This is a genomic window from Vibrio sp. V01_P9A10T6, from assembly GCF_963877065.1.
GTDB lineage: Bacteria > Pseudomonadota > Gammaproteobacteria > Enterobacterales > Vibrionaceae > Vibrio > Vibrio anguillarum.
Window position 1 is genome coordinate 1 of record NZ_CAWNTB010000175.1, and the last position, 21607, is coordinate 21607.

Sequence of the window (21607 nt, forward strand, 5' to 3'; positions counted from 1 at the left end):
AAATGTCGAAACGAAATACACAACTGAGAAGACACACCATTGCTAACCTTGTGAATGAACAAGGTGAGGTCAGTGTTGATGCACTCTCTGCTCAGTTTGAAACCTCAGAGGTGACTATTAGAAAGGATTTGGCCTCTTTAGAGAAAAACGGTCAACTCTTACGCCGTTACGGTGGTGCGATTGCACTGCCTAAAGAGGTGGTCAATGATGAGTTTAATCCTAAAGTTTCGAATCGAAAGATAAAGCTGGCTAAGGCGGCGGCTAAGTTAATTCGAGACCACAATCGCATCGTTATTGACTGTGGTAGTACTACGGCAGCATTAATTCAGCAACTGAATGATAAACGCGGTTTGGTTGTGATGACCAACTCATTGCACGTAGCGAACGCCCTTAATGAACTAGAAAGTGAACCGACACTATTAATGACGGGCGGTACTTGGGATACCCATTCCGAGTCATTTCAGGGCAAAGTGGCTGAATCGGTACTGCGTTCTTACGATTTTGACCAACTGTTTATTGGCGCTGACGGTATTGATCTTGAACGTGGCACCACCACCTTCAATGAACTGATTGGCCTGAGCAAAGTGATGGCCGAAGTCTCACGAGAAGTGATCGTGATGATCGAATCAGACAAAGTTGGCCGAAAAATTCCCAACCTTGAGCTCGCTTGGGAGCATATCGACGTGTTAGTGACCGATAACGATCTAACCGTTCAAGATGCCGCATTGATTGAATCGCACCAAGTGCGAGTGATCCGAGCTTAATTAACCCCTATTCAACCATTCCTAAATAAAGGCCTTCGCTTGCGGCTTTAGGGATGAAGCATAAATCTAAAATGGAGTAAAAACCTTATGTGTGGAATCGTCGGTGCAGTAGCACAACGAGATGTGGCTGAAATTTTAGTGGAAGGACTACGCCGCTTGGAATACCGCGGTTATGATTCAGCCGGTGTTGCTGTGGTGGATAGTGCGAGTCAATTAACGCGCGTTCGTCGTTTAGGCAAAGTGCAAGAGCTAGCCGATGCAGTCGAAAAGCAACATGTTGCCGGAGGCACAGGCATTGCGCACACACGCTGGGCGACACACGGTGAACCTTCCGAAATTAATGCTCACCCACACATGTCGGGCGATATTGCGGTTGTGCATAACGGCATTATCGAAAACCATGAAACGCTACGTGATGTTCTGCGTGAACGCGGCTACCTTTTTGAATCGCAAACCGATACTGAAGTGATTGCTCACCTTGTTGAGTGGGAACTGCGCACGGCCAGTTCACTGCTTGAAGCGGTGCAAAAAACGGTTAAACAACTCGAGGGTGCTTACGGTACTGTGGTGCTTGATCGCAAAGATCCAAGCCGTGTTGTGGTTGCTCGCTCCGGTAGCCCGATCGTGATCGGTTTTGGTGTCGGTGAGAATTTCTTAGCTTCAGACCAATTAGCTTTGCTGAATGTTACACGCCGCTTTATGTATCTTGAAGAGGGTGATGTCGCGGAAGTTACGCGCCGCGATGTGACGGTTTTTGCTGCAAACGGCGAACAGGTGACGCGTGAAATTAGCGAATCTAACGCAGAGCACGACGCTGGCGATAAAGGTAAATATCGTCATTTCATGCAAAAAGAGATCTTTGAACAGCCAACAGCATTGATTAACACCATGGAAGGCCGCATCACCAAAGACAGCGTAGTGACAGAAAGCATTGGCGTGAACGCTGCCGAAATTCTTAGCCAAGTGGCACATGTACAAATCGTCGCTTGCGGAACGTCGTACAACGCAGGCATGACAGCGCGTTATTGGTTTGAAGCATTGGCAGGCGTGAGTTGCGATGTGGAAATTGCCTCTGAATTCCGCTATCGAAAATTTGTCACTCGTCCAAATAGCTTGTTGATCACGCTTTCTCAATCCGGTGAAACGGCAGATACCTTAGCCGCTTTGCGTTTGGCGAAAGAAAAAGGCTACATGGCCGCGATGACTATTTGTAACGTAGCGGGTTCTTCGCTGGTTCGTGAATCTGACTTTGCATTCATGACTCGCGCCGGAACAGAGATTGGTGTGGCATCAACCAAAGCCTTCACTACTCAGCTTGCAACCTTGTTAATGTTAGTGACCGCTCTTGGTAAACAAAAGCAGTGCATTAATAAAGAAAAAGAGGTGGAAATTGTTGAAGCACTGCATGCACTGCCTGCACAAATTAATGCAGCCCTTGCCTATGAAAAGCAGATTGAAGCACTGGCTGAAGATTTCGCAGATAAACACCACACTCTATTCCTAGGTCGTGGTGAGTTTTACCCTATCGCGCTTGAAGCGTCATTAAAGCTGAAGGAAATCTCTTACATTCATGCTGAAGCATATGCGGCGGGCGAATTAAAGCACGGCCCATTAGCACTGATTGATGCTGACATGCCCGTTGTCGTGGTCGCGCCAAATAACGAGCTGTTAGAGAAGCTAAAATCGAACATTGAAGAAGTACGTGCTCGTGGCGGTTTGCTGTATGTGTTTGCCGATCAAGACGCTGGCTTTGCGGCTGATGAAACAATGAAAATCATCACCATGCCACACGTGAGTGAAATTACCGCGCCGATCTACTACACCATTCCAATGCAGCTTCTTTCTTATTATGTTGCTTTAATCAAAGGTACGGATGTCGATCAACCCCGTAACCTCGCCAAAGCCGTAACGGTTGAGTGATACAAGGTGGTTAGAGCGCATATTTGTAAATATACAAAAAAGTGTCATACTTACAAAAAAGTGTCATACTAAACAAAAAAGTATCATACTTTAGTCTTTCTGAGCTATGCTTAACAAATAGGCATAGCTTGGATACTAAATATGAGACAAGACTCAGCGTTCCTTACCCCTCATCCCCGGGAAATCACTAATCTACTCGAACCTGCTATTATCAAGCGTTTACAAAAAGAGAAACGAGGACAGGGAATTGGCAAGCATTACAATCCATTCCTTACCGTTCGGGATGTTCCCAGCAAAGGCAGAGTTCATCGACGACCCGCTCTTACCCATAATCGTATTGTTCATCTACTTTCTGATCTTGAATTAGCCGCATTTCTTATCTTTGACTGGCAACACTCGGTCATTGATATTCGAGAGCAATTTCCTCTTAATCCTGAAGCAACAATTTCTATTGCCAAACGACTAGGTATTAAGCATCCAGCCTATCGAGGTGTTATTCAAGTAATGACAACTGACTTACTTGTGGATTTTAATTTAGGCGGACAGCATCTGAGCAAAGCTATATCGGTCAAGTATGCACAGGATCTCGAAGATGAACGGACAATCGAGAAGCTAGAATTAGAACGACGCTTCTGGGAGGGGGAAGGTATTGAATGGTTTATCTTTACTGAACATGAGGTGCCGGTTCTTTTTGTGAAAAATATCCGTTGGCTGGCACCACACATGCACAGCTATGATCTTGCTGAACCACAAAGGATGTTTGTGTTCGAGAGCATTCTTCGGATGCTAGAAGCCAGCTCGGAAGAAAAACTTGCAGTTGTTCTTAGCGAGTTGGATCAAAAGCAAGGGCTGGAACGCGGCACAAACCTAAACTATTTCAGGCATCTTGCGGCGCAAAACGCTTTCCAGTGGGATATGCAGAATTGCCAGCACACCAGCTTAAAAGCTAAAAATATTATTGCTTCAGAGTATTGGTTAGGAAAGGATGAGCAATATGTTCATGCCAAATGATGTCTATGCCTGGGATGAAAAAAGAATCCGTATTTTGTGGAGCAATAGGCACACTATCTTCTGGATAGACATTGACGATGATCGTGCTCTTCCTCAGATTGCGTCAAAATCTGATTTTGAACACTTTATGGCAAGGAGTGAGCTGCTGTCCATAGCCGATCCTTACATTAAATTCAGTATGACTTCTCCGAAAAAAGGTTCAAAAGCTGAAGCTGTACAGGACAAAGCCTGGGATGCTATTGGATTAGTGATTAAAGCTGAGCCAGATATCTATCAGAGAAAAACCAGAGGGGAACTCTTCAATCAAGTATTGGAACAATCTGGGGCAACTAAGCAGACAGTATACCGGTGGCTCAGACGTTACTGGCAGTTTGGCATGTGCAAAAATGCATTAAGTGGGCGGTATGATCTCTGTGGTGGCCTTGGTAAATCGAAAAAATTTGCAGATAAACGAAATGGTCGCCGTCGTACCCGATCCCTAGGCGAAGGTGTGCCAGTTACCAAGCAAATTAAGTCGCTTTTTCGGGTTGTGATTGAAAAGTGCCTGCTAAACCAGGGAAAATATGAATTTGATTACGCCTATAATCAATTGCTGATTGCCTATGGTGTAGAGTTGCCTTGTAAGCCGGAAGATTTAATTGATGTGCCGACGGAAAGGCAATTTGGTTACTTTTATAAACAAGAATACACATCTATCGAAGTGACCAGAAAAAGAGAAGGTGAAATTAATTATCTAAAAGATCATCGACCTGTTCTCAGTACATCAACAGCGGAAGTTCCCGGTCCGGGATATTTATATCAAATCGACGCGACGATTGCCGATGTTTATTTAGTCTCGGAACAAAATCGCGAAGAAATCATTGGTCGTCCAACCCTTTATTTTGTTGTGGATGTTTTCAGTCGGGCCATTGTCGGAATGTATGTCGGTTTGGAGAATCCTTCGTGGGTAGCGGCTATGGAAGCACTCAGTTCATCGATGGTCGATAAGGTTGAATATTGTGCCCAGTTTGATATCGATATCACTCACGATATGTGGCCGATGCAAGGATTACCTGAAAACCTTATTGGTGATAAAGGTGAAATGCTTGGACGGCATGTTGAAGTGCTCAGTAAAGCATTTCATGTCGATATTCAAAATACTCCGTCTTTTCGCGCAGATTGGAAAGGGCCTGTTGAGCGTTATTTCCGGACTACTCAAACCAAGATGAAGCCGTTTGTTGAAGGGTATGTAACAAAAAATCCTATAGGGAAAAAACGTCATGGCAATGACTATCGTCAGGATGGAATTCTTACCCTGAAAGAATTCACCAAGATGATGATTAAGATTGTTCTTTTCTACAACAACGAGCATGTGATCAGTACTTACGATATTGATTCCGGCATTCCTAAATCTCTTCCTGCAAACCCTCTTACCTTGTGGAACTGGGGTATTGAATATAGGACGGGCCTACTTCGTAGACCTGATTCGAGGTTAGTTAACGTAAATCTGCTACCGCATACTACGGCGACTATCACTGAGCATGGACTAAAGATTTTTGGTTGTTATTACAGTTGTAAAGAAGCGCTAGATTGGGGATGGTTTGAAGGCAATTACCGTGGACCCAAATCGGTTACGATAGCGTATGATTTATATACTACAAATATGATTTTTTTGAGGCCATCTGACTCTTACGCTGATTTTATTCCTGCCAACCTTACAGCTCGTAGTCGGGCGTATGCCAATATGACAATGTGGGAATTATGGGCTACGCGTGATGAGCAAAATACAGCATCTGCGACATCTAAGTTAAAAGCCCGAGCCGGTTCAGTTAATTTGGTGAATGAACTTAATCAGATTAGGGATGAAGCAAAAGCTAAGCAGCCGAAATACACAAAAGCAGAAAAGGCACAGAGAGCGAAAGGCATTTCGGATAATAAACGCCAAGAAAGACAGCATGAGAGAGATAAAAAGTCAGTAAATAATGATCAGCAGTCTGATGATTCATTAGCAACGGTAACGCCGATCCATGGAGCGAAACCAGCCCAGAAAAGCTTTAAGTTGCCAACGAGATTAAAAGATCTACTTAAAGAGGATGATTCAGATGAATAACTATAATGACACTCGTTATCCTGAAGCAGATTATAAGGATCAAGGATTACCAGAATATAATGACAATCCTCTGATTGCTGCACTGCCGATGATCATGAGTCCTGTAGATGTGGCTAAGACACTGAGGAAAAGACCGGATTATCATTCTGCTGAATTGAATTTGGAAAGTCATATCCGGACTCATGCGATTAACCGGTTAACGAGAGCGTTTTTCGTACCGCAAACCAATCATATCGTTGTGGAACAAAAACTGTCCAAGTTGATCCGCTCTAGCTATCTGAACCGCAATCCGAACACTGCCACATTTAAACGTAAGCTCAATACGATACGAGATTTAGTTCAACGGGAAGATTTAACCGCTTATATTCATGATGAAGTGGACTCTCCTGCATCTTCCATGGCAATAGCAGGGATATCGGGTGCAGGCAAATCGACCACCGTAAATCTGGTGCTTAATACTTATGATAGAGTAATTTATCATCCAGAGTACCATTTGCTTCAGGTGCCATGGTTAAAAATTGATTGCCCACATGATGGATCACTTTCAGATTTTTGTTTGAGCTTCTTTATCGCTTTAGGGCGGCGCTTAAATATTGATTACCGAGCTAAATACGCTTCTGGTCGGCCAACTATTGGTAAAATGATGGCAGATGTTGCAGACCTTTGCCTGATTCATGCAATTGGTTTGCTCGTCATTGATGAGTTTCAACACATGAACCTTGCTAAAAGTGGCGGTGAAAAGAAAATGATCAATTTTCTCGTCACATTGGTTAATGTTGTTGAGGTTTCGGTAGTTTTGATTGGTACTCCCAAAGCGCTGAGACTTTTTACTAGTGAGTTTCGCCAGGCCCGTCGAGCAAGCGGTGATGGGAGTATTGTTTGGGACCGATTACCATGTGATGAAAGTTGGGAGGACTTTCTGACAGAACTATGGCCCTATCAATGGTTGAATAATAAGGTAGAAAGAACAGAGCCTTTAACCAATAAGCTTTATGAACTGAGCCAAGGTATTCCAGATATTGTGGTAAAACTGTTTTGTCTAGCTCAGGCCCGCGCCATTTTGTTGGCCGATAGTGCTGAAGATGAAATGTTGTCTGTTGAGCTATTCGATACTGTGTTTGAAGACGAATTTTCAATTGTCCGACCGATGTTGGATGCGTTGAGAAGAGGTAATAAGAAGAAAGTAGAAGAGTGCAATGATCTCGTTTTTCCAAAATTGGAAGAAAGCATAATCGGTGCTTTTGATCGCTTGATATCTCAACCATTACCAAAACCGAAACCTGTTGAGCTTGGTGATTCCACTGAAAATAATGTGGCTAATTCAGCGATTAGCGCCATCGTTTCTATGGGTATTGCAGAAGATATTGCTCGCCCCTTAGTTACCGATGCTTTAGCCCGAAACCCGGATCTTCAGCTTCTTCATTTAATGCAATTGGTGACGACTTCTTTAACTCAAGATGCTCATCAGCCAGTAAAATCGAAGAAAAAGAAACCTGTTTATACGAGTTCAAAAAGTTGGGGGCAATTATCCGAGAATGATTTAAGGAAAATCTATTCAGACAAAACAGGATCGCAGTACGAAGCACTGTTAGAGCGGCAGTTGATTTATCCGATTAGCGGATTACTGGCTAGTTAAAATGCTGCCCTATTTCCCCGTACCCTATGAAGATGAACTACTTTATAGCTGTATTGCCCGCTATGGATGCCATACCGGGCAAGCGCAAAATCAAAAAGCTGTGGTCAGGGATGTGTGGGGAACTGGCAGCGCTGTGGCTATTCCAGATTTGCCGAGCCATCTGGAAGATTTTGTTGATAATGTCGGGGCGGTTTGGCAAATCGGAATCAATGAATTGATTGCTCAATTCACGTTAGCACCGCTGTATTTCCCATTCTTATCTGATCAGCAGACAAGAGATGTCATTTTTTCAATGAGATCTAAGGATGGGGGGAAAATTCATTCTCGTGTGGGGATAGTTGCTAGTTGTGTGCCTATATCTGCCCATTTCCGATATTGTCCGCAATGTTTGGCAGAACAATTAGCTGAATTGGGTGAACCCTATTGGAGGCGTATGCATCAATTACCTGGTATTGATGCTTGTATTGTTCATAGCTGTAAACTTGAAGATACCGCCGTACCTTTTCATCCCCAAGAAAAGCACCATTATCACGCTGCTATTATTGAATGTCATTCTCGTCAGATGCGGGGCGTTGATCTTACACAATCAGAACAACGGGTCATTGAATATCATCAGGAATTACTTGATGTCCGTGTTTTTGAAGGTTTTGGGGCAAATCGGTGGACATTATATTACCAACAGCTTGCTAAAGATCTCGGGTTTACTCATAAAAGTCGTGTACAACATCAAGATATTCATCATAGTCTGAAACAAGCCTGGAAAAATTCTTTTTTGGAACCATTTTTACCTGAAATGAACGAAAACAGTTGGCTCATTAATCTGTTTCGCAAGCATCGAAAATCATTTAATCCGCTTCGTCATCTTATGGTTATAGCGGCATTAACCCCGGATAAAAGTTTGTCCGAAATATTAAAACAGGTGAAACAGTTTCCTGCTGAGCAAGAACGATTAACTCCGGTGTTTATCGCTACTGGTAAATCTTCGTCAGAAATTAAAGTACACAGAAATGCATGGGTTAAATTGATGGCCGATCATTCTGATTTTGGGGTGAAGAAATTACGTAAACTTAATTCAGGTGGTCGTGTTTATGCGTGGTTATACCGCAACGACTATACATGGTTAATGCGCCATCGTCCGGAAAAAGACTCCGCTTTTGAGTCACTTCGAGACGTCGACTATCCTGGTTGGGACAGAGAAAATGTAAAGGCATTAACGGTCATTCATGAAAATTTATTTCAAGTTGAAGGACGACCACGTTTGACTGCAAGTCATTTGATTCAGCAGTTGCCAAGAGCCAATTCAGTTCAGAAACATTTGGTCGATTTGCCTTTGACTAAGCAGTGGTTGGACTTACATTCTGAATCATTAGAAGACTATCAAATAATTAGGCTTAAATCGGCTTATCAATATTTGCTCGAACAGAATCAAACAATCAAACGCTGGAAACTGATTAGAACAGCGAATATTAGAGAAGAATTAGTTACTGAAAGAATTGAAAGAGAAATTATCGCGTTGGAAATGTTGGGGATAAGATGACGTCAGAAATGAGTGAGTTGGATGAGGTTGGGATTCGTAGCATTCCCAGAGGTTCAAAGCTGGTATTACTCGGTGATTGGTATCGAAAAGCTGGACATGACTGGCTGGTCGTCTGCTATTTTTGGCATGATGGAAAGCATACTATTCGTAAACCGTTACCGATTGATATGCTGCCAACCCTAACGGCAGGCACTAAATTCCCAAGAGAGTCCATTGATAATGTCGCTAAGGGATGGAGCGGGACATTTCAAGTACCCAGTCTCAGTCACTGGAAAAAATTCCGATATGGGGATATTCCCAGTTCTTTACACCGGGCAGGACAGTATTCTGAACAAGTTGATGATTCGGTTGTTTATCGTCTTGATTCAGCAGGACGAACGTATTGGCTTCCTGCTATTGAATTGGCGCGAATGCTATTTTTTCATTCAGCAGAAGTGACAAGAGCTTCTGTGTACCAGGGAAATACCTGGCAATTGGGTAAGTCATCCGCTCAGGATTGGATTGGGAAAGTTGAGTTGTCCTCTAATATTCCTGTCAGATATTTGAATAACTTGCAGTTTAGAAAATTTTTCACTTGGCTATTCTTTGTTCCTGAAGCTGAGAAGAGTTTTTGTTCTATCTTTGCACAAATAAACCGAACAACCAGAGATATTGATAACGGTGAAAGGTGGACGTTTGATTTTTCACCTCCTGACTTAGGGAATTGTGAAATTTCGTATGCTGGGTTCACTGGCGGTGAGTCAAAGGAACACATTTATATCCGTGAGATTAGGTCCATATCGGGTCTTCAATCGCCAGAGTTAGATACCGTAGTATTCTCACATCCTGATGATGTTCTTTATATCGAATCTGATTCGGAAGAGCCTGATAATGAGGGTAAGCCCCGAAATCCGAATAAACCACTTGTTAATATCAAAGAACTTGATCCGAATGGCAATCCTAAAGCGAGTAAAAAACGGTATCTTGTCAAACTGGGAAGATCTGGTTTGAACTTTGATGTTGAGCCTGATTATAGAAGAAGCCCTCGCCATGTAAGAGCATTACCACCATATACGAAACCTGAATTGGATGATAATCAGGAGCAGTCAGAGGAAGAGTTAGCGAGTTTACAAGAAGGGAAAGATACCGGTAAAGGCGTACGTGCCGATGTTGATAATCTAGAACCTCCCAAGTTAATCGAAGCGCCTGAGAAAATAGCATTTTTCCAAGTTATGCTTGAGCAACTTGAATCCAAATATAGTTGGAAGATTGATTATCAAATGGGTGATGTACCGAAGCAGAGTTGTCGTAGTGTTCATTTGATTGACGGTCGGCCCCGGCAGTTTTGTCATGCAACTATCCAACGAGATGACACGACAACCGTGCAAATTTTGGAAATTGAGTTAACCAAAGATGAAAGTTTATCAACTCTGTTCTTCCGAACGAAAAATTCCGGAACTGGCTGCCAAAATATACTTGAAGAATTGATGAGCCGAGATAAAGACAAAGGGCTCAATGCTATGAGCTGGAAGCGACAATTTAATTCAGCAAATACCAAAGTATGCTCTTATCTTGGGCATCCGGATAATAAGGTAAAGAGTGAAAATGAAGCGCTTGAGTCCTGGGTGGCTAGGTCTGCAGAAAAAATATTAGTGTTATAAATTGTATTAGTTGTTGCTCCTTTGCGCTGCTCGTTTTGATAGCGGGCTTTGGTATTATAGGTAACGTCGTCGGATACTTTGCCAATTTTTTTGCAGTTGTTGCCGACATTCTCCAAAGACATCTTGGCTCACAGAATTTGCTGGCTAGCAGCATTTACGGCCAAGTGTGCTTTGCGCGATATACGGTACCTTTCTTTGCCATTTTTACGCACCTTTCATTCCCCTTCGCCAAAAACCATCAGGTCGGTGACATCCAACACGAGGTGATCAACCGTACTTTTGAATTTTGGGGCTTGATACCCACTTGTTTGCTGACGTACTGTAATCGGGGCTTTTCTGCATCACCTAAAGCGTCAGAAAGGTCTGATTTGCTAAATCACAGTAGGTATAGTCCCACCCACGTTTGCCGTTAGGTTGTGTATATCACCAATTGAACAGTGCCTGTTCATCCAACCAGAAGGTTACCAAACCTATGTATTACAAGGCTCTTTTATACACTGGCTAGTTGAATTCCTTGTACTTTGTTTTCTCTTTCAGTGTGAGCTTACAAAGTGGCTATGGCTTGGGTCAAGTTGTCATGAGTATGCATAGTGCAATTCCGGATAGTAGAGATGCACTTAGTAAATCAGACTATGTTGATTAAGTTGAGCTATGCTGCCGTAAGCTCACCTTTCAGTTGCGTTTTGGCAAGCTTCTTGGATATGAGCAAGACCATTGTCACGGGATCTGAACAGCTGTTGTGGCATAAATTCATTCTATTTGTTCAGCAAAGTCTACTCACAAAATGGTTACAATAAATCCACATATATGTAGACTTATTGTATATTTACGTTGATATATCCACATATATGTAGTATATTACGTCATTATTGTACATTATGTAATGACGATGGATAAGGATGCATTGAATATCCGAGCTTCAAATTTGCTCAAAGCAGAGTTGCGACGCGCGGGTGTCGGTTATGCCGAATTATGCCGACGTTTAGCAATTATTGGTGTTAATGAGAGTTATAAAGGTGTGGCTAATAAAATTAATAGAGGAACATTTAGCTTCGTTTTTTTTATGCAATGCATGAAGGTTCTTGATGTAAAAGAATTTCGACTATAAATCGAATATTAATAGACTGGAGTTGCTAATGAAGCAAGATAACATCATTCAAAAGATATGGGGCCTCTGTAACATACTTCGTGGCGATGGGATCACTTATTACCAGTATGTATCTGAACTAAGTTATCTGCTGTTCCTTAAAATTGCTCAGGAAAATGGTTCAGAAAAGTTGATACCTAAAGGTTATCGCTGGGTAGATCTGGAATCTTATAAAGGAGATGGGCTATTAGGGTTTTATCAAGAAATGCTTACTCACTTAGGTGCTTCTGTTGAAAATGAAGTTGTAAAGGCAATTTATGCTTTTCCTACAACAGTTTTTTCACACTCCGAGAATTTAAAAGCTGTAATAGATGGCATTTCAAAAATAGAGTGGCACCAAGTAGGAAAAGATGGGTTTGGTGACGTATACAGCGGGTTAATTGATAAGAGTGCTCAGGATACTCGTTCGGGAGCTGGTCAGTACTTCACTCCACGCTCTTTAGTTAACACTATAGTGAGATTAATACAGCCCAACCTTGGTGAATTAATTCAAGACCCTGCAACCGGAAGCGGTGGCTTCTTGGTTTCTGCTGACAGCTATATTAGAAACAAATATTTACGAGAAAAATACAAAGCTAATCCTCCTAAATATCAAGGGGTGGAAATAGAGAAAAATACTCGTCGAATTTGCTTAATGAATACATTCCTACATGAATTAGATGCAAATATTATTTATGGTGATGCACTGACTGATGACGTGGCTGAATTAGCAGAAGCAGATGTAATCATAGCTAACCCTCCTTTTGGTAATAAAGCTGGGGGGCAACGTCCTTTGCGTAACGATATTCCATTCCCGAATGTGAACAAGCAACTTGCTTTTTTACAGCATATTTATTTGGGGCTCAAACCCGGTGGCCGTGCTGCCGTAGTATTGCCTGACAACGTGTTATTTGAAGCCGGTGTCGGCACCGAGGTGCGCCGCGACCTGATGAACAAGTGCAACCTGCACACTATTTTGCGCTTGCCCACCGGTATCTTTTACGCTCAGGGCGTAAATACCAATGTGCTGTTTTTCACCAAGGGATCAGTCAAAGACAAATATCAGGAAGAAAGCTGCACTCAGAATGTCTGGGTCTACGATCTACGTACCAATATGCCAAGCTTTGGTAAGAGAACCCCCTTTGGCAATTCTGATATTGGCTTTACGCCAGAAGAGTTGGGCACAGACCCACACCTGGGTGCCTTTGAGAAAGTGTTTGGTGATAAGCCTGACGGCACTAGCAAACGCACCGAAGGTGAATTCAGCTTCGGCGCACAGGAGATCGAGGTCGATAAAGATGCCGAGGAAGAAAACCAGGGGGGCGATGACCGACTCGCACATTCCCGCTGGCGCTGCTTTAGCCGTAAGTGGATTGCCAACACCAAAGGCGACTCGTTGGATATCAGTTGGTTGAAAGATAAAGACAGTGTCGATGTAGCCAGCTTATCTGAGCCGGACGTATTGGCGCAAGAGGCAAAAGAAGAATTGGAATCAGCTCTGAGTGAGCTCAACGGACTGATAACTGCTTTGGAGACGAATTGATGAGTTCAGTCAATTCATACAACTGGATAGAGCTAAAAATTGGCGAAGTCGCGGAAGTTGTAGCAGGTGGAACTCCGAAAGCAGGTAACCCTGATAACTTTAAAGCACCCGGGACCGGAATTGCTTGGTTAACACCTGCGGACCTGAGTGGTTATACAAGAAAAAATATTAGTTTTGGTGCCAGAGACTTGAGCCTCCAAGGATACAATTCAAGCTCTGCGAAAATATTGCCGAAAGGTAGCCTACTGTTCAGCAGCCGCGCGCCGATTGGATATGTTGCTATCGCACAAAATGACATATCAACCAATCAAGGGTTTAAGAACTTCGTTTTTCCCTATGGGGTTGATTCGGACTATGCGTATTACTACCTAAGAAGTATAAGGGATTTAGCAGAGAGTTTAGGAACGGGTACTACCTTTAAGGAAATCTCCGGTGCCGTAGCAAAAACGTTACCATTCCTACTCCCCCCTTTAGCCGAGCAAAAAGTTATCGCAGACAAACTTGACACCCTACTGGCACAGGTTGAAACCATTAAAGCTCGTCTTGTGCGCATCCCTGAAAATTTGAAGACTTTCCGTCAATCCGTCCTTGCCGCTGCGGTAAGTGGGAGACTAAATAGTAATGACTCAAATTATCGTTCGCTAGAAGTAAAAGAAAATTGGGCACATGAAGTAGAAGGGCGAACACACTGGAAAGAACATATATTTTCCGATGTCATAAAGATAATTGGAGGCAGTCAACCCCCAAAATCAGAGTTTTCAACTGAAGAGCGAGATGGGTATATTCGACTGATTCAAATACGTGATTACAAGAGTGATGCCCATAAAGTCTATATTCCAATAGAAAAAGCTAAGCGGTTTGTTTCAAAAGAAGACATCATGATTGGACGTTACGGACCGCCAATTTTCCAAATATTGAGAGGGCTTGAAGGTGCTTACAATGTTGCCTTGATGAAAGCCGAACCTAATGCTGAAATACTAGATAAAGAGTATTTGTATTGGTATTTACAGAACTACAAATTATTTAACTATATTGATGCTGGGTCAGATAGAACCGCTGGTCAGACTGGGGTGAATAAGAAATATTTAGAATCATATCCTATTCTAGTTCCTCCATTAGACGAACAGATTGAAATCAGCCGACGCGTCAAAGAACTTTTTGTTTTTGCCGATACCATCGAGCAAAAGGCCAAAGTTGCGCTTGACTCCGTCAACAACCTCACTCAATCCATTTTAGCCAAGGCATTCAGAGGTGAACTTACTACCGACTGGCGCGCCGCCAACTTGGATTTAGTCAGCGGCGACAACAGCGCTGAGGCTTTACTAGAGAAGATTAAGGCTGAGCGAGAGGTGACACCAAAACCAAAACGCACCGCCGCAAAAAAGAAGGCAGGTAACCGCATGAACAAAAAGATCATCAAAGTCGTTGAGGCATTAAAAGAAGCCAAGAAGCCGTTAAATGGCCAAGGATTGCTAGCAGCAGCGGGCTATCCCAAAGACAGCAGCACCGAACAATTGGAGCAATTTTTCTTGGATATTCGTAAAGCTCTTAACGCTGACAAATCAATTATAAAACTTGAACGTAGTGACGACGGTCAGGACTGGTTTGCATTAGCTGAATCAGCAGCTAGTGAATAGTGTGGAGCACTAAGGAAAGCTTATGAAAGTCGATAAATTACATATTCGCTCCCGTTTTAAAAACCTTGAAAACGTAACGGTGGACTTTGACAAAGACCACCTGATGACAGTGGTTGTCGGCCGCAATGGCTCGGGTAAATCCAACGTGCTGGAAGCCTTGGTCGCGATATTTCGTAACATCGATTTGGGTGAAGTACCACCGTTTTCATACGAGTTAGTTTATCGACTTGGCGAACCCCACAAACCCAAGCAGCCCAGTGAACGCTGGCTGGAAATAACGATTGATGCCGACCCAACACGTGGCACAACCGCCAAGCAATACCAAGTACATGTGCGCGACTTATTAGCAGACGACACAGGTGGTGACATGTTTGGTGAGAAACCTTCAGGCAGCGCCATTCCGTTTTCAAAAGTGAAGCGCGACAAAGAAGGTAAAGCTCCGTATTTGCCAAATTATGTATTTGCCTACTATTCAGGTCCCAGTGATCGTTTGGAAAACCATTTTAAGAAACATCGCACCGATTTTTACCGTCGTTTATTGAAAGATGAACTCGACCTTAAAGGTGATATACGTCCGCTGTTCTATGCCAAACCGCATCACAGTCAATTTGTTCTATTAGCTTTTTTCTTGTCTGAGCAAGACAGCGCAGAAAAAGCCTTTTTGCGCGAGCACCTAGGTATCGAAGGCCTAGATAGTATTCATTTTGTGATGCGCCAACCCGGTTGGGCCAAACAGAAAGGTGAATTGTTCTGGGGGGCACGAGGCGTTGTTCGTCGCTTTTTAGATGAGCTGATAAAGTACACGCTGTCACCCGTTAAGGTCACGCGTCAAGAAGACACCTCTTTGACTGGCAGCAATATTCGCAATGAGTTCTTTCACCTGTTTTTGTCCGATGTAAACGCACTCAGAGAGTTTGCCAAAGACCTTAGCCCTGATGAACTGTTTAAAATGCTCGAAAGTACACTACTTTCCGAAATCATCTCTGAAGTAAGTATCAGGGTGAAGGTGTCTAGTAGCAAAGAGCCACTCACTTTCCGAGAGCTCAGTGAAGGTGAGCAACAACTTCTTACCGTATTAGGTTTGCTCAAGTTTACTGGCGGAAAAGACTCCTTGTTTTTACTTGACGAGCCGGACACCCATCTCAACCCCTCATGGGCAGTGAAATATCTTAAATTTCTGAGCGAGTTTGTGCCTAACCACGAAACCAGCCATTTGCTGATGGTGACACATCACCCACTTGCTATTGCTGAATTAAAGAAGGAGCAAGTGCAGGTCATGTGGCGTGATTCTAGCCTTCAGGTATATGCTCAAGAACCCGAAGAAAGCCCCAGAGGTATGGGATACGGCGGAATACTCACTAGTGATATGTTTGGTTTGCGTACAACGCTGGATAATTCAACAGAGCGATTACTTCGCTTACGTCGACGTTTTACCGAAAAGACTGAATTATCACCTATTCAGGCAGGGCGTTTGAGGAAGATCGACAAAGCAATAGAAGGTTTAGGTTTCACCACTGCTCACTGGGATGAAGAATATGCACAATATTTGCGTATGCGCAGAGAAGTGGAACAGGAATCTGAAGTCGTTACTGAAACGCCAGAACTTAAACAGATTCGAAAGGAGCGAGCCAAAGCGATTGTTCAGCGGATGCTGGCTGCCGAAGAGGAAGAAGACAGCAAATGAGGCACTTAGACATTGATTTCAGCCAGCTCGAACTTCCGCAAGGCTGGAGAGATAAAGCTCAGCAGCTTTCAGACTCACTGAGAGATGCAAAAAATGAAAAACAACGATCTGAGATTATAAATAAGAATCAGGATCACTGGAAAGTGGTTAAACCATTATTAGCCTCCCTGTTCAACTATAAATGCTGGTACACAGAAGCACCTCAGCAGGGGACTGATGTTGATGTCGACCATTTTCGGCCTAAGAAGCGTGTGCAAGAAACACTATCGACAGTAACGCCTCATGAGGGTTACTGGTGGTTAGCATTCTGCCTTCAAAATTATCGATACAGCTGTATAGTTGCAAATCGGCGCCGAACCGATGTGGTAACTGGCGTGACTGGCGGCAAAGCCGACCACTTCCCGCTTTGCGATGAAAGCAAGCGAGCTCAGACTCCTGACTGCGATTTAGAGGATGAACAAGCCGTACTGCTTGATCCTCTGAAAGCTACCGATGTGCAGTTGCTACAATTTAAGCCTGATGGTGAAGCTATGCCCCGGTTTTCTAAAGAAAAACATGCTCGTAAGTTTATGCGTGCAGACCAATCGATTGTATTTTATAACCTCAATCACTCAGATTTCGTTCGTTGCCGCATTGAATTACGTAACAAAATTGATAAGGACGTTAGTGCTGCAAAGAGGTACTTCAACAAATTAGAGACTGGCGACGCAGACAATGACCTCGCGTATGAGCAAGCAATTTACCGCTTGTGCAAAATGCGCAGCAAAGAAGCTCCATTTTCCAGTTTTTGTATAGCTTACATGGATGAATTCATGCATAAACCCGAATATGAAGGCGTACTTGATGCAGTTTATTTATAAATTCCAAGCAATTTAATTTACAATCGATTTTTGCCTATCCTGCCTCACCTATTGAAAAGTCTCAGTTCGTGGGCACATGCAATTTATTTGAAAAACTCAAGTGGATTCAGTACTGATCTTAGGGATTTAATTCGCACCAGCGATCTGCAGAGCTTTGATTCTATACTGCGTGTGGTTCGAGAGTTGGATGGAGTATTCAACAGTGAGACCAGTATTTTGTTGACCAGTTAGTAACGAATAGTATGCATAATATGCTTGAAGCGTTAAGGGTAATTTATCCTTCTTCGATGTAAGACAACCATTCGCTCTAATTCTGTTCGAATACAATGTGATAAGAAAGTGTGATACTTTTTTGTCATAAGTTTATTGAGTGTTAGTATGAATCGAGAATGAAAGTATGATACTTTTTAAATTAACTCGAAAATTTCATTATTATAAATCAATGAGTTATGAAGAAAAAGTATGATACTTTTTTGTGTATTTACAATATTGTTGTGTGAGTAGAATAAAGTATCATCGTTTTTCTTTGCTCAAACACTTGGCTCAAGTGATGTAAACAAGCGATTCAGCACAAACCCGCTTCTGCCACTTAATGCTTTTAAAGTAGAAGCTCATAACGCTTTTGTTCCTCCCCCTTTTAGGGGGAGGGGATCAGTTTTGTGAGCGTTAGGAGTAAGCCATTTTTAATTTGAAAGCGCCCCTGATAGTGCTATCCAACATGCGAAATTCAGCTCTGTTTTCTTCAAAAGGAGTGCTAGGTTGGGGGAGTGTGTTATAGGGATACCTCCCCTTAAAAAGAGGAGGTATAAACAACCCGAACAACAGAGTTAAAGCGTATGATGGGTGAGGTATTCGTATGCTTCTTTGGTGCCCATGTAGCGGCTTAAGCTGCGCACCGGAACGTTGCGTAAATCGACCACAATCAAGCCATCTAACGAATCATTAAAATCAGGGTCTACGTTAAAACTGACTAACTTGCCATTTAAACCGAGGTATTGACGCAGTAGCACTGGTACACTTTTCCCTTCATCCAACCGGGCAATCACTTTTGAAAGCAGCTGTAAATCAGCCAATGCACTCAGCAAACTGGCATTCCAAGGGTCTTGTTGCTTGGGGAGTGGGTTACTTGCCTCTACCAAATGGGCGTGTTGGTTATTGTAGTAGTGCTGCGTCATGGTGTCGGCTAATAAACGGCGCGCACTTTCACTGTAATCATTGCTGATACTTACGGGTCCAAATAGGTGCGTATAGTGCGGGTTTCGGTGCACATAGGTTGCGATTCCCTTCCAAAGCAGCAATAGCGGAGCCATACTTTTTTGATACTCGATGTCGACGACTGAACGCCCCATTTCAATTGCATTACCTATGGTATTGAGAAAGCGGTGGTCATACTGAAACAGCGTTCGTGAGTACAAACCTGCAATACCGCTTATCGGCACAATACGGTCGACTAAGCCTAAACGGTAAGCTCCGACTAATTTCTGCGCTTCGCGATCCCAAATGAATAGATGCAGGTAGTTGCGATCGTATTGATCGATATCGAGCTCGGTGCCAGTGCCTTCACCTACCAGCCTGAAATTGTGCTCTCGCACTCGTCCTATTTCGTGCAGTAACGAGGGGATGTTTTCTGCGCTGGTACAATACACATCGAATTCGTTATGCCTTAATAGATGATCAGAAAAAGAAAGCTGCTCAATATCGTGTAACAAAGCGCTTAGGGGGAGCCGCTGTGCAATGGGTTGTAACGGCTCATCATTGGTTTTATTGCGCTTGGTTGGGTTGATGTGACTTAAAAGGTAGGTGTTGAGCCTTAAATAGCTGACCAGCGTCTCATCACACAGATGTTGGATTTCTTTATGATTGATCGCATCGCCAATGGCGATTTCGATACGCTGATGCTTTTTATTGAGCAGTTCACGGCCCAACATTAACGTTCTTAGTAGCGGGTGGATTTTTCCAGCCACGTAAAAGCGTTTCGAATTTTGCCCGTTGATGAATACAGGTAACGCCGTCGCTTGATGCTTTTGTATCAGTCGGCTGACTGAACGGCTCCACTGTTTGTCTTCCAGTTTCTGCGTCTTACTATCAACCAGTTGTGACACTTCACCTGCTGGAAACATCAATAGTAGCCCACCTTGAGCAAGGTGTTTATTGGCGGCTCTCAAGGCTTGCATATTCGCTTTTTGCGCTGCTTTGCCTTCAAAAACATCTACACCAATAAACAGCGAATCTAACTCTGGTACGGTTTTTAAATAGTGATTGGCCAATATCTGCACGTCAGAGCGAATTGAAAGCAGCATCTCAGCCAGAATAACGCCTTCCACACAACCAAGTGGGTGATTTGCAACAACGACTGTCGCGCCTTGAGTGGGTACTTGAGCTAATGATCCTTTCACCACTTGGTAGTCAATACCCAATACCTCTAACGTAAAACGCAAAAATGTTGCGGTATCGCAATGGGGTGGGCGTTGTGCATAAAACTTATCTAAACGAGTTAGGCCTGTAGCCCACTCAGTGAAGTGTTCACCTAATCCAAACGGCGTTTTTCTCGGTAATTTAAAAGGGCTTATCGTGAGCATAGCAACCTCGCATTTTATGCTTTGTGCTTATGCTAAAGAGGGAAGATGACAATCTGGCTGCGCTTAAGTGAGTAATTGATTGCTCTTTTTTTACAGTTTAATGAAATCCGTCTCAAATTGGAGATGAACTAGAATCTTTGATGCAACAATGATTTTTTAGCAACAATAAATCATTTTCTGCTCACAAAATGAACTGGTTTTGTTTTGGTGTTGCTTATTTGGTGCTAGCTTATAAGGGCGGTACAAAATATAAAAATGTCAATTGAACCTTTGTTTTGCTGATCTGGAATAAACGGGAGCTTCGTGCTCCCGTTGCTGTTTTTAGCGCGAGGTTGCTTATTTCTTTTCTTCTTTGTTTTGCCTTGCTGCCAATCCATTCATTTAAAAAGAGACTTTACCGCGCAATGATTTATTGGCCGCTATCCGTTTTTTCTCGTCAACTCGCCGACGTTGAGAGCTTTTTGTCGGTTTGGTTGCCCGGCGCGGTTTTTCTATCACCATCGCAGAAAGAATAATCTCTTTGAGACGTTTGAGTGCATCTTCTTTATTCAGCTCTTGGGTGCGGTGAGATTGCGCTTTGAGGACAATAACGCCCTCTTTGGTCATTCTGGAATCTGGTCTTTCGAGTAATTTTTGTTTGTAGATGTCCGGTAACGTTGAGCGTCTGATGTCAAAACGTAAGTGGATCGCACTGGAGACTTTATTGACGTTTTGCCCGCCATTTCCGGCTGCACGAATCGCAGTAAGTTCGATTTCCCAGTCTGCCAGTTCAATAGTGTTGGATAGTTTGAGCATACAACCAAAGTAAAAATGTGTTCAATCCGCATTCTAGTTGAGGTGGCTAAGGTTATCTACCGCAGATTGTGGCTAGATTAGGAAAAGCGATACAGAGTGACGTATTGCGAAATCGCAGCGAAAAATTGCTTGATACGAGCAAGTTTCTACCCGGACGAGCAAGTTCTTGCTCGAAAATGAAAGCTTATAATCTAATTGATTGAAATTTAACTATTTTTGTTTTGGCATCCCCTTTGCTTTAAGAAACATTACATAACGCGATGCAATTTCCATCGCTTTTTCTTACTGAATAAGGATTAAGTCATGCCAACTCCATGTTATATCTCTATCGAAGGCGAAACTCAGGGTCTCATCACTGCTGGCGCTCTTTCTACTGACTCTATCGGCGATGCTTTCGTTGAAGGTCATGAAGATCAAATGTTGGTTCAAATGTTTGACCACGTTGTGACAGTACCGACTGACCCACAATCAGGTCAGCCTTCAGGTCAACGTGTTCACAAACCATTCAAATTCACCGTTGCGCTAAATAAAGCGGTTCCTCTTCTTTATAACGCGTTGGCGTCTGGCGAGAAGATGAAATCGGTTGAGCTAAAATGGTACCGCACGTCTATCGAAGGTAAACAAGAGAACTTCTTCACCACTAAACTTGAAAGCGCGTCTATCGTCGATATTCACTGCGAAATGCCACACTGCCAAGATCCTGCGAACGGCGACTTCACGCAAAACGTTACGGTTTCTATGTCTTACCGTAAAATCCTGTGGGATCACGTGAACGCGGGTACTTCA

15 protein-coding genes are annotated in these 21607 nt (G+C 43.1%); 13 read left to right on the forward strand and 2 right to left on the reverse strand.

The features are described from left to right. The first annotated feature begins 2 nt into the window (after positions 1-2). The 12 genes from AACQ21_RS12835 to AACQ21_RS12890 all read left to right on the forward strand — a co-directional run bounded on the left by AACQ21_RS12835 (position 3) and on the right by AACQ21_RS12890 (position 17447). Complete coding sequence (locus tag AACQ21_RS12835) at positions 3-764, forward strand: DeoR/GlpR family DNA-binding transcription regulator (protein WP_013857797.1); 762 nt, start codon at positions 3-5, stop codon at positions 762-764. 87 nt (positions 765-851) lie between these two features. Further along, positions 852-2684, forward strand: a complete 1833-nt coding sequence (glmS, locus tag AACQ21_RS12840; RefSeq protein ID WP_105977575.1) for a glutamine--fructose-6-phosphate transaminase (isomerizing) — start codon at positions 852-854, stop codon at positions 2682-2684. A gap of 141 nt (positions 2685-2825) precedes the next feature. Further along, positions 2826-3695 (forward strand): TnsA endonuclease N-terminal domain-containing protein, encoded by an 870-nt coding sequence (locus AACQ21_RS12845; protein WP_105977576.1) that lies wholly within the window; start codon positions 2826-2828, stop codon positions 3693-3695. Continuing rightward, on the forward strand, positions 3679-5784 hold the full coding sequence (locus AACQ21_RS12850) for a Mu transposase C-terminal domain-containing protein (RefSeq protein WP_105977577.1): 2106 nt from the start codon (positions 3679-3681) through the stop codon (positions 5782-5784). The genes AACQ21_RS12845 and AACQ21_RS12850 overlap by 17 nt, the downstream gene beginning before the upstream one ends. Then, positions 5777-7420 (forward strand): ATP-binding protein, encoded by a 1644-nt coding sequence (locus tag AACQ21_RS12855; RefSeq protein WP_105977578.1) that lies wholly within the window; start codon positions 5777-5779, stop codon positions 7418-7420. The genes AACQ21_RS12850 and AACQ21_RS12855 overlap by 8 nt, the downstream gene beginning before the upstream one ends. Before the next feature lies 1 nt (position 7421). Continuing rightward, entirely contained in the window at positions 7422-8957 is a 1536-nt protein-coding gene (locus tag AACQ21_RS12860; protein WP_105977579.1) for a TnsD family Tn7-like transposition protein, read from the forward strand. Next, the gene (locus tag AACQ21_RS12865) at positions 8954-10597 is read left to right on the forward strand and encodes a hypothetical protein (RefSeq protein ID WP_105977580.1); all 1644 of its coding nucleotides are present in this window, start codon (positions 8954-8956) and stop codon (positions 10595-10597) included. Before AACQ21_RS12860 ends, AACQ21_RS12865 begins: the two co-directional genes overlap by 4 nt. A gap of 889 nt (positions 10598-11486) precedes the next feature. After that, positions 11487-11705, forward strand: coding sequence for a DUF6471 domain-containing protein (locus tag AACQ21_RS12870; protein ID WP_105977581.1), 219 nt, complete (start codon positions 11487-11489; stop codon positions 11703-11705). A 28-nt stretch (positions 11706-11733) separates the two neighbouring features. Beyond that, positions 11734-13266 (forward strand): class I SAM-dependent DNA methyltransferase, encoded by a 1533-nt coding sequence (locus tag AACQ21_RS12875; RefSeq protein ID WP_105977582.1) that lies wholly within the window; start codon positions 11734-11736, stop codon positions 13264-13266. Beyond that, positions 13266-14903 carry a restriction endonuclease subunit S gene (locus AACQ21_RS12880; protein ID WP_105977583.1) on the forward strand — a complete coding sequence of 546 codons (1638 nt, stop codon included), beginning with the start codon at positions 13266-13268 and terminating at the stop codon, positions 14901-14903. The genes AACQ21_RS12875 and AACQ21_RS12880 overlap by 1 nt, the downstream gene beginning before the upstream one ends. A 22-nt stretch (positions 14904-14925) precedes the next feature. Then, positions 14926-16587 carry an AAA family ATPase gene (locus AACQ21_RS12885; RefSeq protein WP_105977584.1) on the forward strand — a complete coding sequence of 554 codons (1662 nt, stop codon included), beginning with the start codon at positions 14926-14928 and terminating at the stop codon, positions 16585-16587. Further along, positions 16584-17447, forward strand: coding sequence for a hypothetical protein (locus tag AACQ21_RS12890; protein WP_105977585.1), 864 nt, complete (start codon positions 16584-16586; stop codon positions 17445-17447). The genes AACQ21_RS12885 and AACQ21_RS12890 overlap by 4 nt, the downstream gene beginning before the upstream one ends. Positions 17448-18274: 827 nt before the next feature. Here the strand turns inward: AACQ21_RS12890 and AACQ21_RS12895 are convergent. Together AACQ21_RS12895 and arfB are read right to left on the reverse strand one after the other, a co-directional pair. Then, positions 18275-20026: a lysophospholipid acyltransferase family protein gene (locus AACQ21_RS12895; RefSeq protein ID WP_105977586.1), complete on the reverse strand. Its 1752-nt coding sequence runs from the start codon at positions 20024-20026 to the stop codon at positions 18275-18277. 381 nt (positions 20027-20407) lie between these two features. Beyond that, the gene (gene arfB / locus AACQ21_RS12900; protein ID WP_017043428.1) at positions 20408-20821 is read right to left on the reverse strand and encodes an alternative ribosome rescue aminoacyl-tRNA hydrolase ArfB; all 414 of its coding nucleotides are present in this window, start codon (positions 20819-20821) and stop codon (positions 20408-20410) included. Between the two features lie 303 nt (positions 20822-21124). On the opposite strand from arfB, the gene AACQ21_RS12905 reads away from it, so the two are divergent. Beyond that, positions 21125-21607: Hcp family type VI secretion system effector (locus AACQ21_RS12905; RefSeq protein WP_105977587.1), on the forward strand; the 483-nt coding region annotated here is incomplete at its 3' end.